The organism is Pseudomonas sp. FYR_7, from assembly GCF_043106155.1.
In the GTDB taxonomy this organism is placed as follows: domain Bacteria; phylum Pseudomonadota; class Gammaproteobacteria; order Pseudomonadales; family Pseudomonadaceae; genus Aquipseudomonas; species Aquipseudomonas parafulva_B.
On the sequence record NZ_JBICMI010000067.1, the window covers coordinates 1 to 17,347 of the forward strand.

General features: G+C 61.1%; 12 protein-coding genes. 1 reads left to right on the forward strand and 11 read right to left on the reverse strand.

All coding sequences use genetic code 11. The annotated features are described in order from the left end of the window. Positions 1-194: 194 nt before the first annotated feature. The 10 genes from ACF8R3_RS16200 to ACF8R3_RS16245 form a co-directional block, all read right to left on the reverse strand. Complete coding sequence (locus ACF8R3_RS16200; RefSeq protein WP_058638172.1) at positions 195-3,248, reverse strand: efflux RND transporter permease subunit; 3,054 nt, start codon at positions 3,246-3,248, stop codon at positions 195-197. After that, positions 3,245-4,312, reverse strand: a complete 1,068-nt coding sequence (locus ACF8R3_RS16205) for an efflux RND transporter periplasmic adaptor subunit (protein ID WP_392515890.1) — start codon at positions 4,310-4,312, stop codon at positions 3,245-3,247. The genes ACF8R3_RS16200 and ACF8R3_RS16205 overlap by 4 nt, the downstream gene beginning before the upstream one ends. Further along, positions 4,309-5,397, reverse strand: a complete 1,089-nt coding sequence (locus tag ACF8R3_RS16210) for an efflux RND transporter periplasmic adaptor subunit (RefSeq protein WP_326383335.1) — start codon at positions 5,395-5,397, stop codon at positions 4,309-4,311. Before ACF8R3_RS16210 ends, ACF8R3_RS16205 begins: the two co-directional genes overlap by 4 nt. Positions 5,398-5,629: 232 nt before the next feature. Next, the gene (locus ACF8R3_RS16215) at positions 5,630-6,520 is read right to left on the reverse strand and encodes an ABC transporter permease subunit (RefSeq protein WP_023532426.1); all 891 of its coding nucleotides are present in this window, start codon (positions 6,518-6,520) and stop codon (positions 5,630-5,632) included. Beyond that, positions 6,517-7,437 (reverse strand): ABC transporter permease subunit, encoded by a 921-nt coding sequence (locus tag ACF8R3_RS16220; protein ID WP_058638175.1) that lies wholly within the window; start codon positions 7,435-7,437, stop codon positions 6,517-6,519. The genes ACF8R3_RS16215 and ACF8R3_RS16220 overlap by 4 nt, the downstream gene beginning before the upstream one ends. Then, positions 7,434-8,576: a polyamine ABC transporter ATP-binding protein gene (potA, locus tag ACF8R3_RS16225; RefSeq protein WP_058602845.1), complete on the reverse strand. Its 1,143-nt coding sequence runs from the start codon at positions 8,574-8,576 to the stop codon at positions 7,434-7,436. Before potA ends, ACF8R3_RS16220 begins: the two co-directional genes overlap by 4 nt. A 68-nt stretch (positions 8,577-8,644) precedes the next feature. Further along, complete coding sequence (locus ACF8R3_RS16230; protein WP_078479327.1) at positions 8,645-9,739, reverse strand: polyamine ABC transporter substrate-binding protein; 1,095 nt, start codon at positions 9,737-9,739, stop codon at positions 8,645-8,647. A gap of 158 nt (positions 9,740-9,897) precedes the next feature. Then, on the reverse strand, positions 9,898-10,995 hold the full coding sequence (locus ACF8R3_RS16235; RefSeq protein ID WP_058638177.1) for a polyamine ABC transporter substrate-binding protein: 1,098 nt from the start codon (positions 10,993-10,995) through the stop codon (positions 9,898-9,900). 160 nt (positions 10,996-11,155) lie between these two features. Then, positions 11,156-12,517 (reverse strand): aspartate aminotransferase family protein, encoded by a 1,362-nt coding sequence (locus tag ACF8R3_RS16240; protein ID WP_392515891.1) that lies wholly within the window; start codon positions 12,515-12,517, stop codon positions 11,156-11,158. Between the two features lie 48 nt (positions 12,518-12,565). After that, positions 12,566-13,924 carry a glutamine synthetase family protein gene (locus ACF8R3_RS16245; RefSeq protein WP_058602841.1) on the reverse strand — a complete coding sequence of 453 codons (1,359 nt, stop codon included), beginning with the start codon at positions 13,922-13,924 and terminating at the stop codon, positions 12,566-12,568. A 573-nt stretch (positions 13,925-14,497) separates the two neighbouring features. Between ACF8R3_RS16245 and ACF8R3_RS16250 the strand changes: the two genes are divergently transcribed. Next, positions 14,498-15,874, forward strand: a complete 1,377-nt coding sequence (locus ACF8R3_RS16250; protein WP_023532636.1) for a glutamine synthetase family protein — start codon at positions 14,498-14,500, stop codon at positions 15,872-15,874. Between the two features lie 59 nt (positions 15,875-15,933). Here the strand turns inward: ACF8R3_RS16250 and argA are convergent, their stop codons facing one another. Next, positions 15,934-17,235 carry an amino-acid N-acetyltransferase gene (gene argA / locus ACF8R3_RS16255; RefSeq protein ID WP_058602839.1) on the reverse strand — a complete coding sequence of 434 codons (1,302 nt, stop codon included), beginning with the start codon at positions 17,233-17,235 and terminating at the stop codon, positions 15,934-15,936. Positions 17,236-17,347 lie beyond the last annotated feature (112 nt).

Below are 17,347 nucleotides of genomic sequence, written 5' to 3' on the forward strand. Positions count from 1 at the left end.
GTGATCGTGGGATGGCTGAAGTAGTGCGATTGCGGAAGCAACTGCCTTTCACCGCATCTAGGGTCCAGCGCCCCCCCGTGTGGGAGCGGCCTTGCGCCGCGATGGGCTGCGCAGCAGCCCCAGGGTTTCAGCTTCGTAGCGCGCAATATCGGGGCCGCTTTGCGGCCCAGCTGGCAAGCGACGCGTATCGCGCCTCAACCTTCCTGACGAGGCTCCCGAATCTTGTAGGACGCTACATACAGCGCCGGCAAGAACAGCAGCGTGAGCAAGGTCGCCACGATGATGCCGCCGATCATGGCGTAGGCCATCGGGCCCCAGAACACCTCGCGGGCAATCGGGATCATGCCCAGGCTGGCGGCGGCAGCAGTCAGCAGAATCGGCCGGCGACGATGGTTGGTCGCCTCGACCACGGCGTCCCAAGGCGAGTATCCCTGGGCTTCGAACTCATCGATTTGGGTCACCAGAATCACCGAGTTGCGAATGATGATGCCGGCCAGCGCCAAAATACCCAGAATCGCCACGAAGCCCATTGGCGTGCCGGTCGGCACCAGCGCCAACACCACGCCGATGAGCCCCAATGGCGCCACGCTGATCACCAGGAACAGCTTCTTCACACTGTGCAATTGGATCATCAGGAACGTGGCCATGAGGAACAGCATCAGCGGGATCACCTTAGCGATGGGCCCCTGGGCCTTGCCGCTCTCTTCCACCGTACCGCCGGTTGCAATCTCATAGCCGGTGGGCAACTGGCTAGCGAATTTGTCGATATCCGGCTTGAGCTGGGCCACCAGGTCCGTGGGTTGGATATCGCCGTTGACCGAGGCCTTGAGTGTGATCGTCGGCTTGCGATCGCGGCGCCAGACCAGGGGCTGCTCCTGTTCGTAGCGCACGGTGGCAAACGCCAGCAGCGGGATCGAGGTGCCATTGGGCGTTAGGATCTGCAGGTTTTGCAGCGTATCGGGGGAGCCCCGCTCGCTGTCCACGGCGCGGGCCACCACATCGATCAGATAGATATCGTCGTTGACTTGGGTGACGGGTACGCCGGTGACGATGCTGTTCATCACATTGGCCACGTCTTCCGACGACAACCCCAGCTGACGGGCCTTGTCCTGGGCGATATCGATGCGCAGCACTTTGCCCGGCTCGTTCCAGTCGTAGATCATTTCGCCGATGTTGGGGTTCTTGTCCAGCAGCGTCGCCAGCTCGATGGCATGCTTGCGCACCTGGTCGATGTCCTTGCCGCTGACCCGGTACTGGATCGGCCGCCCCACCGGAGGCCCCATTTCCAGCGACTGGACGTTCGAGCCGATACCCACAAAATCCTCGCGCAGGCGCTTCTGCAGGCGGGCGATGAGTTCACCGCGCTCCTCCAGGCCTTTGCTCACGATGACCAACTGCGCGTAGTAGGGGTTCTGCAACTGCTGGTCCAATGGCAGGTAGAAGCGCACCGCACCCTGGCCGATGTAGGTGCTCCAGTGGTCGATGCTCTCATCGTCCTTGAGCGTTGCCTCCAGCTGGTCGACCACCTTGCGGGTTTCCTGGATCGACGCATTCTGTGGCAGGTTCAGATCGACCAGGATTTCCGGACGGTCCGATGCAGGGAAGAACTGGTTCTGTACGAAGCGCATGCAGAACACTGCCAGGGCGAACAGCACCACGGTGCCGATGATGGTCAACCAGCGGTGGCGCATGCTCCACAACAAACCCTGTTCGAACGCCCGGGCCACCTTGCCCGGCTTGTCATCATGGGACTTCACCTTCCGGGCGTTGAGAATGTGCACACCCAGCACGGGGGCGAAGAACACGGCGACCACCCACGACACCAACAGCGCCACGGCAATGACTGCGAACAGCGTAAAGGTGTATTCGCCGGCCGAACTGGCGTTCAGGCCGATCGGCACGAAACCGGCCACGGTCACCAGCGTACCGGTGAGCATGGGAAAGGCCGTGGAGGTATAGGCGAACGTCGCGGCATCCTGCTTGCTCTCGCCCATCTCAAGGCGTGTGACCATGACCTCCACCGTGATCATGGCGTCATCGACCAGCAGCCCCAGCGCAATGATCAACGCACCCAGCGAGATACGCTGCATGGTGATGCCGCTGTATTCCATGAACACGAACACCATGGCCAGCACCAGCGGGATCGAGCACGCCACCACCAGGCCTGCACGTACGCCAAGGCTGACGAAGCTGACGGCCAATACGATGATCACCGCCTCGAACAGCGCGCTAGTGAAGCCACCGACGGCCTTCTCCACCACTGTGGCCTGGTTGGACACCGTGTGCACATCGACGCCTACCGGAAGCTCGTTGGTAATGCGCTGCATGGTCTGCTTCAGGGCCTTGCCAAACTCCTGGATGTTGCCGCCCTTCTGCATGCCGATGGCAAGGCCCAGGGCCGTCTTGCCGTTGTAGCGGAACATTGGCGCAGGCGGATCGGCATAGCCGCGCTCGACCTGAGCAACATCTGCCAGGCGGTAGAAGCGGTTGTTGATGCGCAGGTTGACGTTCTCAAGGTCCTTTTCCGAGGCGAACTGCCCGCTGGTCCGTACGGAGATACGCTCCGGCCCGGCCTCGATCACGCCCGCTGGCGTCACGCTGTTCTGCGTCTGCAAAGCCTGCATCACCTGACGCTGGTCGATACCCAAGGCAGCGAGCTTGCGGGTGGAGAAGTTCAGGTAGAGCACTTCGTCCTGGATACCGACCATTTCGATTTTGCCGATATTGGGCACTTCACGGACCTCGGCCCGCACCCGCTCCACATAATCACGCAACTGACGCAGGCTCAGCCCGTCGGCGGTGAAAGCGTAGATGGAACCGAATACGTCGCCGAATTCATCGTTGAAGCCAGGGCCCTGCAAGCCCTCGGGGAAATCGCCGCGAATGTCCTGGATCTTCTTGCGTACCTGGTACCAGATCTGCGGTATGTCGTCTGCCTTGGTGGTGTCGCGCAGGTAGACGAACACCGTTGATTCACCTGGCCGGGTATAGCTCTTGGTGTAGTCGAGCGAATCGAGCTCCTCGAGCTTCTTCTCGATCCGGTCGGTGACCTGCAGCAGCGTCTCCTCCTGGGTAGCGCCAGGCCAGCGAGTCTGGATCACCATGGTCTTGATGGTGAAGGACGGGTCTTCTTCGCGACCGAGGTTGAAGTACGAAAAGATGCCCATGAGCAGGCCGACGAACATCAGGTACCACACGAACGACTGATGCTTGAGCGCCCATTCGGACAGGTTGAAGCTTCCTTTCATTGCGCATCCTCGTCGAAGGTGACCTGCTGGCCAGGCTTGAGGCTAGTGACGCCGGCGATCACCACCCGCTCCCCAGGCTGTACGCCTGATGAGACGACGATGCGGTCTTCGTTTCGGTCGATCAGGGTCACGTCGCGCAAAGCGACAGTTTTCTGTTGAGGTTCGACGACCCACACCTGGGTCTTGCCATCGCGCTCGAGCAGAGCGCTGGCCGGCAGTTCGCTGCGCGGAGAAACCTGCGAGCTGAGGGTGACGCTGACGGCAGTCCCCAGATGGAAGGTTTCAGGGGTGCTGGCCAAGGTCAGCCGCGCACGCCGGGTGCGGGTGGTGGCATCAGCCTTGGGCTCGAGCTCGCGCAAGGTGGCGGTGGTGTTGACGGCAGGGTTGAGCTGCGAGGCAACGGTGAAGGTCAGGTCCGGGGCCAACTGCTCGGCAATGCCAATGGGCAGGTCGATCACGGCTTCCTTCACGTCTGGCCTGGCCAGCTTGACCACCGCCTGCCCAGCGGTGACGGTTTGCCCAGCCTCGGCCTGCCAAGCGGTGATCACCGCCGCATGATCGCTGCGCAGCGTGGTGTAGCCAAGCTGATCACGGGCCTGACTGACCGAGGACCTGGCCTGCTCCAACGTGGCGCCGGCTGTTTTCAGGTTGGTCTGGGCGATGTCCAGCTGCGCCTGAGCACCCACGCCGCGGTCGTACAACTGTTGTTGCCGGCGGGCGTCGGACTGCGCGTTGATCCACTGCGCCTGCACCCTGGCCAAGTCGCCTTCAGCTGCACGCAGTTGGTTTTGCTGGTCGGTCGGATCCAGCGTGGCCAGCGTATCGCCCGCTTTGACCTGGGCACCGACGTCCAGCCAACGGCGTGCGATGCGACCGCCTACGCGAAAGCCCAAGGTACTTTCGTAGCGCGCTTCGATGACGCCTGCAAAGCGGCCCAGGCGGGCCTGCAACTGAGGTTGCACCACTACCGACAGCACGGGGCGAACCGGCTCTGGCGGCTGCTCTTGCTTGCCGCACCCGACAAGCAACACACCGGCACACATCAGTGTCAGCCAAGGCTTCATAGCGGGCTCTCCGGCGCTTTGGCGGGGACTTTTTCAACTTTCATACCGGGGTGCAGCAGCTGCCCGCCGGTCACCACGACGACTTCGCCACCGTCGAGGCCTTTGCCGATGACTACGGTGCCGGTCAGGTAGCGGCTCACTTCGACTTCCCGCAACTGCACCTTGTCGCCCTCACCCACGATCCATACGGCGGGTTTCTTCAGGCCTTTGGTCAGTGCCGACCAAGGCAGCTCGACACTCGGCTTGCCCCGCCCCTGCGTGGTCACGGTGACGGGCGCGCCCAACTGCATGGCAGGCGGAACGTCCTGCAGACCGACCTTGACCTGTACCGTACCGCTCTGAGCCGAGACGGTGGGCGTGATTTCCCTCACCGCCCCACGGGCTTGTACCTTGGGATCGTCCAGCAGGCTGACCACCACGCTGGCATCGCTCGGGGTGCCTGCCAACAGGGACTCATAGACGTTGAACACCGCATCACGCTCGCCATCCCGGGCCAGGCTGAAGATCGGCATGGTCGCTTGCACCACTTGGCCTACCTCGGCCTGGCGCTCGGTGATCACACCATCGGCCTCTGATATCAGCGCGGTATAGCTCAACTGCTCGTTGGCGTTCGCCAGCTGAGCCTGTGCGGCCTTCAACGCGCTCTGGTTACTGCGCAACGAGGCCTGGGCAGCATCGTATTCGCTTTGGCTGGTATAGCCCTTGGGCAGCAGTTTCTGCTGGCGGACGAAGGCGGCTTGGGTCTGGGTTACACGCGCCTGGGCGGCGAACACCTCGGCCTTGGCCGAGGCGACGTTGTTCTGCAGGTCCTTGGGGTCAAGCCGCGCCAGCACCTGCTTGGCCTTGACGTGATCGCCCACATCCACCGCGCGCGCGATGATCTTGCCGCCTACGCGGAAAGAAAGGTCGGTTTGCACACGCGCCTGGATATCACCGGTCAGGGTCACCCTGGCAGCGAAATCAGCAGATTGGACAGTCTGCACCCCCACGCGAGGCAGGGTTCCTTCGGGCTCACTCTTGCTGCAGCCCGTGAGCAAGCCCAGCACCCCCAAGCCGGTGACCAGCAGCACACGCGACAACGTCATGGAGGCTCCTTTCTTGCGCGCAAAAGATTCATGCATGCGATTCGCCAGGTAAGCCGGGGTTCCATAATTCTTATTGGAGTACTAGAGGCCCTGCCTACTTCAGGCCCCTGGGCGGCTTTGTTAGGTCAGGTATAGCGAGCTCCAGCAATTGTGTCAGTACCGCATTCTCTCAAGATCACGGGCGCTGGGTCGGGCGTAGCTGATCGTCTGCAAGCGAGCAGCTACGCCTCAATCAGATCGGCGCCACCGGCGCCGGGCGTCGTACCTGCGGCTGCGAGGCGTTGGCCGCCGCACCCTCTTCGATGGCCTGTTGGATGGCCTTGCGCCGGCGTTCTTCGGCACGGCGGCTGAAGTACCAGACGAAGAACGTGACCAGCGAAACGGACAGCAGAATCAGGCTGGCCACGGCGTTGATCTCGGGCTTCACGCCCAGGCGCACCGCCGAGAACACTTCCATGGGCAACGTGGTCGAGCCTGGCCCGGACACGAAGCTTGCAAGCACCAGGTCATCGAGCGACAGCGCGAACGACATCATGCCGCCGGCCGCCAGCGATGGCGCAATCATGGGGATGGTGATCAGGAAGAACACCTTCCACGGCTTGGCTCCCAGGTCCATGGCCGCTTCCTCGATCGACAGGTCCAGTTCACGCAACCGCGCCGACACGACAACCGCCACATAGGCGGCACAGAAGGTGGTGTGGGCGATCCAGATGGTGACCACGCCACGCTCCTGCGGCCAACCGATCAATTGCGCCATGGCCACGAACAGCAGCAACAGCGACAGACCGGTGATGACTTCAGGCATCACCAGCGGCGCAGTGACCAGGCCGCCGAACAAGGTGCGCCCGCGGAAGCGGGTGACCCGGGTCAGCACGAAAGCGGCCATGGTGCCCAACGCAACCGCTGCCACCGCCGTGTAGCAGGCAATTTCCAGCGAGCGCATCACCGAGCCGATCAGCTGGGTGTTGTCCAGCAGGCCGACGTACCACTTCACCGACCACCCGCCCCACACCGTCACCAACTTGGAGGCGTTGAACGAGTAGATGACCAGAATCACCATCGGCAGGTAAATGAACAGCAAGCCGAACACCAGCATCAGCTTGGAAAAACCGAAGCGCTTCATGCCCTGCCCTCCATTTCCTTGGCCTGGCTGCGATTGAACAGCAGAATCGGCACGATCAGGATCGCCAGCATCACCACCGCCAGCGCGGAGGCGACCGGCCAATCACGGTTGTTGAAGAACTCCTGCCACAACACCTTGCCGATCATCAGGGTTTCCGGACCGCCGAGCAGCTCGGGGATCACGAACTCGCCCACCACGGGGATGAACACCAGCATACAACCGGCGATGATGCCGTTTTTCGACAGCGGCACGGTGATTTTCCAGAAACTGTTGAAGGTGCTCGAGCCCAGGTCGGATGCCGCTTCGAGCAGGCTTGGGTCATGCTTCACCAGGTTGGCGAACAAGGGCAGGATCATGAACGGCAGGTAGGAATAGACCACGCCGATATACACCGCCAGGTTGGTGTTCAGGATCTGCAGCGGCTGGTCGATCAGCCCGGTCCACATCAGAAAGCCGTTGAGCAAACCGTTGTTGCTGAGAATGCCCATCCAGGCATACACGCGGATCAGGATCGCGGTCCAGGTCGGCATCATGATCAGCAGCAGCAGGACGGTCTGGGTTTCCTTCTTGGCATTGGCGATGGCGTAGGCCATCGGGTAGCCGATCAGCAGGCAAAGCAGCGTGCTGATGAACGCCATCTTAAGCGAACCCAGGTAGGCCGAGATATACAGGTCGTCCTCGGTCAGCAAACCGTAGTTGGCCAGGTTGAGCACCAACTGGATCTTGTCCTCGACGTAGCTGTAGATCTCGGTATAAGGCGGGATCGCCACGTCAGCTTCGGCGAAGCTGATCTTCAGGACGATGAAGAACGGCAGCATGAAGAACAGAAACAGCCACACGAAAGGAACACCGATCACCAGGTGCCGCCCCTCAGGGGTGATGCGCCGGAACGCTCGCTTGAGCTTGCGCAGCTTCATGACCGCAGTACCACGCCGCTGTCGTCTTCCCACCATACGTAGACTTCATCGTCCCACGTAGGGCGCGCGCCTTGGCGCTCGGCGTTGGCGACGAACGACTGCACCACCTTGCCACTGGGTAGCTTCACGTAGAACACCGAATGACCGCCCAGGTAGGCGATGTCATGGATCTTGCCGCGCGACCAGTTGTACTCGAAGTCAGGCTGGACAGTGGTGACCAGCATCTTTTCCGGGCGCAGCGCATAGGTGATGTGCTTGTCTTCCACGGAGGTGGAAACACCATGCCCGACGTAGATCTTGCGCTCAAGTTCAGGCGAGGCGATCAGGGCATGACCTTCGGCATCGTCGATCACCTCGGCATCGAACAGGTTGACGTTGCCGATGAATTCGCAGACCAGGCGGCTGGTCGGGGTTTCGTAGATATCCACCGGCGAGCCGATCTGAGCGATCCATCCCAGGTGCATGATGGCGATGCGCTGGGCCATGGTCATGGCCTCTTCCTGGTCGTGGGTCACCATCACGCAGGTCACACCGACGCGCTCGATGATTTCCACCAGCTCCAGTTGCATCTGCGAACGCAGCTTCTTGTCCAGGGCGCCCATCGGCTCGTCCAGCAGCAACAGCTTGGGGCGCTTGGCCAGGGAGCGAGCCAAGGCCACGCGCTGGCGCTGGCCACCGGAGAGCTGATGCGGTTTGCGCTTGGCGTACTGGGTCATGTGCACCAGCTTGAGCATCTCGGCCACGCGGGCGTCGACCTCGGCCTTGGGCAAGCGGTCCTGCTGCAGGCCGAAGGCGATGTTCTGCGCCACGGTCATGTGCGGGAACAGGGCGTAGGACTGGAACATCATGTTGATCGGCCGCTCGTAGGGCGGCATGTCGGTGATGTCCACACCGTCCAGGAAGATGCGCCCTTCGGTGGGGCGTTCGAAGCCTGCCAGCATGCGCAGCAAGGTCGACTTACCGGAGCCGGAACCGCCGAGCAAGGCGAAGATTTCGCCCTTGCGGATTTCCAGGGACACATCGTCCACCGCTACCGTTTCGTCGAATTTTTTCGTGACCCGGTCGATCTTGACCAGCACCTGCTTGGGTTGCTGGCCACCCTCGAGGGCTTTCTTATAGGCGCCGGAGGCAACTGCCATGAGTGAAACTCCCAACAAGATTTTTGTGCCCGCGCGGCCTGCCAGGCAGGTCGCGCAGGTGAGGTGGATTACTTGCCCGACTTGACCTTGGTCCAGCTGCGGGTCATCAGGCGCTGCACCTTGGGCGGCAGCTCTGAGTTCACGAACATCTTGTCCAGCACATCCTGCGGTGGATAGACCGCAGCGTCAGTCCTCACGGCCTGGTCCATCAGGTCGCCAGCCTTCGAGTTAGGGTTGGCATAACCGACGTAATCACTGACCTGGGCGATAACCTCAGGTTTCAGCAAATAGTTGATCAAGGCATGCGCCTGCTCCACGTTCCTGGCGTCCTTGGGGATCGCCAGCACGTCGAACCAGAGGTTGCCGCCTTCTTTGGGAATGGCATAAGCCAGGTTCACGCCCTTCTTCGCCTCTTCGGCGCGGGCCTTGGCCTGGAACACATCACCCGAGAAACCCGCCGCGACACAGATGTTGCCGTTGGCAAGGTCGGTGATGTACTTGGACGAATGGAAGTAGGTCACGTAGGGGCGCACCGCCAGCAGCTTCTGCTCGGCCTTGGCGTAATCCTTGGGGTTGGTGCTGTTGGGATCCAGGCCCATGTAGTTGAGGACGGCCGGTAGCATTTCGTCCGCCGAGTCGAGGAAGGCCACACCGCACTTGGACAGCTTCTTCATGTTCTCGGGTTCGAACAGCACCGCCCAGGAATCGATGGTATCGACGCCAAGTGCCTCCTTGACCTTGTCGACGTTGTACCCGATGCCATTGGTGCCCCACAGGTAAGGCACGGCATACAGGTTGCCCGGATCGTTCTTCTCCAGACGCTTCATCAGCGCAGGATCAAGGTTCGCGTAATTGGGTAGCAGTGTCTTGTCGAGCTTCTGGAAAGCGCCCGCCTTGATCTGCTTGCCCAGGAAATGGTTGGAAGGCACGACCACGTCATAGCCGGTCCTGCCGGCCAGCAGCTTACCTTCCAGGGTCTCGTTGGAATCGAAGACATCCTGCACCGGCTTGATGCCCGTGGCTTTCTCGAAGCCCGCGAGGGTATCAGGGCCGATATAGTCGGACCAGTTGTAGAAATGCACCGTAGGCGCCGCTTGGACGCTGCATGCCAGCGTCAGGCTCGCTGCAGCCATCATGGCCTTGCGTAATACAGAATTGGACAAGTGGGTGGTCCTCACAATCAGTGTCTGGGTAGCGACAATGCTGCCGCACACGCAAAACCGGCGCGCAACTTACCTTCGCAGCTTCGATGCCGCAATGTTCAATTGCCTTTCACTGGTTTCGGACCGGGAATACCCGGCCCGAAAATGCTACATCAGGCTTATTTGCCCGATTTGATCTTGGTCCAGCTGCGGGTAATCACCCGTTGCACTGCTGCCTCAGGGGCGGCAATGGCGTACAGCTGCTTTTTCACTTCAGCGGACGGATAGATGCTTGGGTCGCTGGTGATTTCCTTGTCCACGAAGGCGGTCGCGGCCTTGTTGCCGTTGGGGAAGCGCACGGCATTGGTGATTTCGGCCATGACTTGCGGCTGCATCAGGAAGTCCATGAACTTGTAGGCCGCTTCCTTGTGCTCGGCATCCTTGGGCATGGCAACCATGTCATAGAAGGTGCCGGCGCCTTCTTTCGGAATCACGTAGTCCAGCTTGACCTTGTCCCCCGCCTCGTGGGCGCGGGTCTTGGACTGTTCCAGGTCACCCGAGTAGCCGACTGCCAGGCAGATGTTGCCGTTGGCCAGGTCGCCAATGTACTTGGAGGAATGGAAGTAGGTGATCGAAGGACGGATCTTGAGGAACAGGTCCTCGGCAGCCTTGAGGTCTTCCTTCTTGGTGCTGTTGGTCGGCAGGCCCAGGTAATGCAGGGCAGCTGGCAGCATTTCGGTTGGGGCATCAAGGAAGCTCACGCCACAGCTCTTGAGCTTGGCGATGTTCTCTGGCTTGAAGACCACGTCCCAGGAGTCGATCTTGTCCACGCCCAGCGCGGCCTTGACCTTCTCGGGGTTGTAGCCGATGCCGATCGAGCCCCACATGTAGGGGAAGGCGTATTTGTTGCCCGGGTCACTGGCATCGCCCACGGCCTTGAGCAGGTCCTCGTCGAGGTTCTTCCAGTTGGGCAGCTTGGTGCGATCGAGTTCCTGGTAGACGCCAGCTTTGATCTGCTTGGCCAGGAAGTTGTTGGAAGGCACCACGATGTCATAGCCGGACTTGCCGGCCAGCAACTTGGCCTCCAGGGTTTCGTTGCTGTCGAACACGTCGTACTTGACCTTGATGCCCGACTCTTTCTCGAACTTGGCGATGGTGTCCGGAGCGATGTAGTCCGACCAGTTGTAGACGTTCAGTACCTTGTCTTCAGCCTGTACAGCCCCGACCACTGCGCCCATCAGCGCGGCGGCCAACAACGTCTTGCCCATATTCTTCATGCGTCATGCTCCAGAGTGTTCGATTAGCTATCCGTTCAGAAGCCGGGTCCCGCAGTACACGCGTGTGGGCGACTGAAGCAGCCGCTAGTCTGGCAAGTTACAAGGCCCGGTTTCAAGGAAACCTGGCCCTTGTAACGACTTAATGTCACATCGCTAGCTGTCAGCGAATCGCTTCGAGCGTCAGGTCCAGGCATTTACGTGCCTTTTCCACCAGTTCGTCGATCTCGGCCGGGCTGATGACCAGAGGTGGCGCGATGATCATCGTGTCGCCAACAGCCCGCATGATCAGACCATTGTCGAAGCAGAAATTACGGCAGATCATGCCCGCGCCCTTGCCTTCGAAACGGCTGCGGGTCGCCTTGTCCTTGACCAGCTCGATCGCGCCGAGCAGGCCAACACCGCGCACCTCGCCCACCAGCGGGTGGTCCTGCAACTCACGCAGACGCTTTTGCAAATACGGTGCCGCTTCGGTGCGCGCTTTCTCGACGATTTGTTCGTCGCGCAGGATGCGCAGGTTTTCCAGGCCCACTGCGGCAGCCACAGGATGCCCCGAATAGGTGAAGCCGTGATTGAAATCCCCACCTTCGCTGAGCACCTTGGCCACCTTGTCACGCACGATCACACCGCCCATGGGGATGTAACCGGAGGTAAGGCCTTTGGCGATGGTCATCAGATCGGGCTTGAGGTCGTAGAAATCCGAGCCGAACCACTGCCCTGTTCGCCCGAAGCCGCAAATGACTTCGTCGGCCACAAAGAGGATGTCGTAACGGGCCAGAATTTCCTTGATCTTCGGCCAGTAGGTGTCTGGCGGGATGATCACGCCACCTGCGCCCTGGATGGGCTCGGCGATGAACGCTGCGACGTTGTCCTCGCCGACTTCGAGAATTTTCTTTTCCAGTTGCTCCGCAGCCCAGACCCCGAACGCCTCCGGTGTCATGTCACCGCCCTCGCCATACCAGTACGGCTGGGGGATGTGCACCACGCCCGGGATGGGCAGGCCGCCTTGCTCGTGCATGCCACTCATGCCGCCCAGGCTGGCGCCGGCCACGGTGGAGCCGTGATAACCGTTGACCCGGCCGATCAGGGTCTGCTTGCTCGGTTTGCCCTTGAGTGCCCAGTAATGGCGAACCATGCGCAGCACCGTGTCGTTGCCTTCGGAGCCTGAACTGGTGAAGAACACATGGCTCATGCCCTCGGGCGCCACTTGGGTGATCGCCTTGGCCAACTCCAGCGCCGGAGGATGGGCGGTCTGGAAGAACAGGTTGTAGTAGGGCAGCTCACGCATCTGCCGCTCTGCCGCCTGAACCAGCTCCTCACGCCCATACCCCACGGCCACGCACCACAGGCCAGCCATGCCGTCGAGAATCTTGTGCCCCTCGCTGTCCCACAAATGCACGCCCTGCGCCTTGGTGATAATGCGCGGCCCCTTGCACTTGAGCTGCTTGTAGTCGCTGAAAGGCGCGAGGTGATGCTCGCCACTGAGGGCTTGCCATTCACGGGTTTGCGGGTTGTTCAGGCTCATGTGCTTCTCCGTTGACGGACGGCCGCGCGCCTGCGGGGCCGAGGTTGATCAAACTGCGAACAGCAGGAATTCACGCTCCCAGGAACTGATGACGCGCTTGAAGTTCTCGTGCTCGGCACGCTTGGTGGCCACGTAGCCGGCGATGAATTTCTTGCCCAGGTACTGCTCCAGGGCGCGGCTGTTTTCCATGCGCTCCAGGGCGTCCTCGATGGTCAGCGGCAGGCGCAGGTTGCGGCGCTCGTAACCCCGCCCTTGGACCGGGGCGCTGGCCTCGATACCTTCGACCATGCCGATGTAGCCACACAGCAGGCTCGCGGCGATGGCCAGGTACGGGTTGGCATCCGCACCCGGCAGGCGGTTTTCGACGCGCCGGCTTTGCGGGCCGGCGTCAGGCACGCGCAGGCCTACCGTACGATTTTCCTCGCCCCACTCCACGTTCACCGGTGCCGAGGTATCCGGAAGGAAGCGGCGGAACGAGTTCACGTTCGGCGCGAACAGCGGCAGCGCTTCGGGAATGAATTTCTGCAGGCCGCCGATGTGGTTCAGAAACAGCGTGCTCATGCTGCCGTCTTCATTGCTGAAGATATTCTTGCCGGTGGTTACGTCGACCACGCTCTGGTGCAGGTGCATCGCGCTGCCAGGCTCGCCGGTCATGGGCTTGGCCATGAAGGTGGCTGCCACGTTGTGCTTGAGCGCCGCTTCGCGCATGGTGCGCTTGAACACCAGTATCTGGTCGGCCAGGTGCAGGGCATCGCCGTGACGGAAGTTGATTTCCATCTGCGCCGTGCCGTCTTCGTGGATCAGCGTGTCGAGGTCCAACTGCTGCAATTCGCACCAGTCATAGACATCCTCGAACAGCGGGTCGAATTCGTTCGCAGCTTCGATGGAGAAGGACTGGCGCCCGGTTTCGGGCCGCCCCGAACGGCCCACCGGCGGTTGCAGCGGGAAGTCAGGGTCTTCGCTGCGCTTGGTCAGGTAGAACTCCATCTCGGGCGCGACGATGGGCTGCCAACCCTTGTCAGCGTACAGCTTGAGCACCTTCTTGAGCACGTTGCGCGGCGACAGCTCTACGGGGTTGCCCTTCTTGTCGTAGGTATCGTGGATGACCTGTGCGGTCGGCTCGATGGCCCATGGCACCAGGAACACGGCATTCTCGTCAGGCCGGCAGATCATGTCGATGTCTGCAGGGTCCAGCAGCTCGTAATAGATGTCGTCGTCGACATAGTCGCCGGTCACTGTCTGCAGCAACACGCTCTCGGGCAGGCGCATGCCCTTCTCGGCGATGAACTTGTTGGTAGGCGAAATCTTGCCGCGCGTGATGCCGGTCAAGTCGCTGATCAGGCATTCGACTTCGGTGATCTTGTGCTCTTTCAACCAATCGGTGAGCTGGTCGAGGTTGTTACTCATAAATACCTCAGGAGGTAAGGTGGTCCGCGCCTTGATTCTGGATGCAGTGGATGGCTAAAGCAAAACCCCCGCGCAGGCGGACGGTGGATACACTGAAACCACGTGTGCCCGAGGCGATGTGTAACGGCAGAAAGAAGCGAAGCGTAGAGATGAGGTGCCATGAAGGCGGGGCCGGGCATGCCAGACGTCAATTATTGCGAGCACTGCCCCCACGCGGTTGGCAGGCCTGGCAAACATGACTGAACAGCCTGACTGCACTGCATTGGCAGCGCTTCCAGGTCGCGGCAGGCGGACCATGAGACCCTCGCATTATTCTGTTTTGGGTTGAATCGGAGCTTAGCGCCGTTCATTTTTTTACACAACACCTGCGTAAAAAATAAACGACGCAGTGCTCGCGATAGCGCTTTTCCAGAAAAATAGCGGATAATGCCGTGCCCCGATATGCAGCAAATCTGCCGTAGATGTGCCATTTCAGGGCATCATGGGGTTGGCTTGACATCAGTATGGCTTTTCGATTGACTGGTCCTGCAAGCCCCCCTTGATTGATATTTTTAACAACAAAGGTGTTGCATCATGTCGGTACCCCCGCGTGCCGTTCAGCTTAACGAAGCGAACGCGTTCCTTAAGGAACATCCTGAGGTTCTCTACGTTGACCTTCTGATTGCAGATATGAATGGTGTGGTGCGCGGCAAGCGCATAGAGCGCACCAGCCTCCACAAGGTTTACGAGAAAGGCATCAACCTGCCGGCCTCCCTGTTTGCACTGGATATCAATGGCTCCACCGTCGAAAGCACCGGGCTGGGCCTGGACATCGGCGATGCAGACCGCATCTGCTATCCGATCCCTGACACTCTCTCCAACGAGCCGTGGCAAAAACGCCCTACTGCCCAGCTGCTGATGACCATGCACGAGCTCGAAGGCGAACCTTTCTTCGCTGACCCGCGTGAAGTGCTGCGCCAGGTGGTGAGCAAGTTCGACGACATGGGCCTGACCATCTGCGCCGCGTTCGAGCTGGAGTTCTACCTGATCGACCAGGAGAACGTGAACGGCCGTCCGCAGCCGCCGCGCTCGCCCATTTCCGGCAAGCGTCCGCAATCGACCCAGGTCTACCTGATCGATGACCTGGACGAGTATGCCGACTGCCTGCAGGACATCCTCGAAGGGGCCAAGGAACAGGGTATTCCTGCCGATGCCATCGTCAAGGAAAGCGCCCCGGCTCAGTTCGAAGTCAACCTGCACCATGTGCCGGACCCGCTCAAGGCGTGCGACTACGCCGTGCTGCTCAAGCGCCTGATCAAGAACATCGCCTACGACCATGAAATGGACACCACCTTCATGGCCAAGCCCTACCCAGGGCAGGCAGGCAATGGTCTGCATGTACACATTTCCGTGCTGGACAAAGATGGCAACAACATCTTCACCAGCGAGGATCCCGAGCAGAACGCCGCGCTACGTCACGCTGTCGGCGGTGTGCTCGAGACCCTGCCTGCGTCCATGGCGTTCCTGTGCCCGAACGTCAACTCCTATCGCCGCTTTGGCGCGCAGTTCTACGTGCCCAATGCGCCAAGCTGGGGCCTGGACAACCGCACCGTGGCGCTGCGCGTACCGACCGGCTCGCCCGATGCTGTGCGCCTTGAGCACCGCGTGGCTGGCGCCGATGCCAACCCGTACCTGATGATGGCGGCCGTGCTGGCAGGCGTTCACCATGGCCTGACCAACAAGGTCGAGCCTGGGGAGCCTATCGAAGGCAACTCGTACGAGCAGCTGGAACAGAGCCTGCCGAACAACCTGCGTGATGCGCTGCGCGAGTTGGATGACAGCGAAATCCTGAACAAGTACATCGATCCGAAGTACATCGACATCTTCGTCGCGTGCAAGGAAAGCGAGCTGGAGGAGTTCGAACATTCGATCTCCGACCTCGAGTACAACTGGTATCTGCACACCGTGTAAACCAGAACGCCGCCCATCAAGGCGGCGTTTTCATTTAAGGCACGCAGGCGCAGAGCGCCTCAGCCCAGCGGCTTTTCGAAGATCTTCGAATTGCGCTGGAAGTTGTACAGCGAAGCCCGTGCCGCCGGCAGCCGCTCGACGCCACTGGGCGAGAAGCCGCGTTCGCGGAACCAATGCGCCGTGCGTGTTGTGAGCACGAACAAGGTGCTCAACCCCATCTCCCGTGCCCGGCTTTCGATACGCGCCAGCAGCTCATCCCCGCGCCCGCCATGGCGGTACTCCGGATTCACCGCCAGGCATGCCAGCTCACCCGCATCGGACTCTGCAATCGGATACAACGCTGCGCACGCGATGATCATGCCTTCGCGCTCCACCACGCTGAACTGCTCGATTTCCCGCTCCAGCACTTCACGTGAACGGCGAACCAGGATGCCTTGTTCTTCCAGCGGGCTGATCAGGTCGAGCAGGCCGCCGACGTCTTCGATGGTGGCCTCCCGTACGATCTCGAACTGCTCCTGGGACACCAGCGTACCGCCACCGCCCCGGGTGAACAGTTCGGTCAGCAGCGCGCCGTCCTCGGCATAGCTGACGATGTGGCTGCGTGCCACGCCGCCCTTGCACGCCTGGGCAGCGGCATCGAGCAGCTCGGCCTGGTAGTCGCTGCCCAGGCGCTGCAAGTGCGGCGCAACCTGTTGAGGGCGCAATTCGCGCACCAGGCGGCCATGCTCATCCAGCAGACCAGGTTCTGCGCCGAACAGCACCAACTTCTCAGCGCCCAGTTCGATGGCCGCACGGGTGGCCACGTCTTCGCAGGCAAGGTTGAAGATCTCGCCGGTTGGCGAATAGCCCAGCGGCGAGAGCAACACGATGGAGCGCTCGTCGAGCAGGCGGCTGATGCCCTTGCGGTCTACCCGACGCACTTCGCCGGTGTGATGAAAATCCACGCCTTCGAGCACGCCGATCGGCCGCGCGGTGACTAGGTTGCCGGAGGCCACCCGCAGGCGCGAGCCCTGCATGGGCGAGGCGGCAATGTCCATTGACAACCGCGCCTCGATAGCCAGGCGCAGCGCACCTACCGCGTCGATCACGCAATCCAGGGTAGCGGCATCGGTGATACGCAAGCCGTGGTGGTAGTGCGCTGCCAGGCCACGTTCAGCCAGGCGGGTCTCGATCTGAGGGCGAGAGCCGTGTACCAGGACCAGACGCACCCCAAGGCTGTGCAGCAGCACCAGGTCGTGGACGATATTGCCGAAGTTGGGGTGTTCAACCCCATCGCCGGGAAGCATCACCACAAAGGTGCAGTCGCGGTGGGCGTTGATGTAAGGAGAAGCGTGGCGTAGCCAGTTGACGTAATCGTGCATGACAGGGCCTGTGGATAAGTGGACGGAGAACGGCGTTACAGGGGCGTTCAGGATCATCGTCGGAACAGGCTTGCGGTCACGCGCGGTCTCCTCTAGGCAGAAACGAATGAAA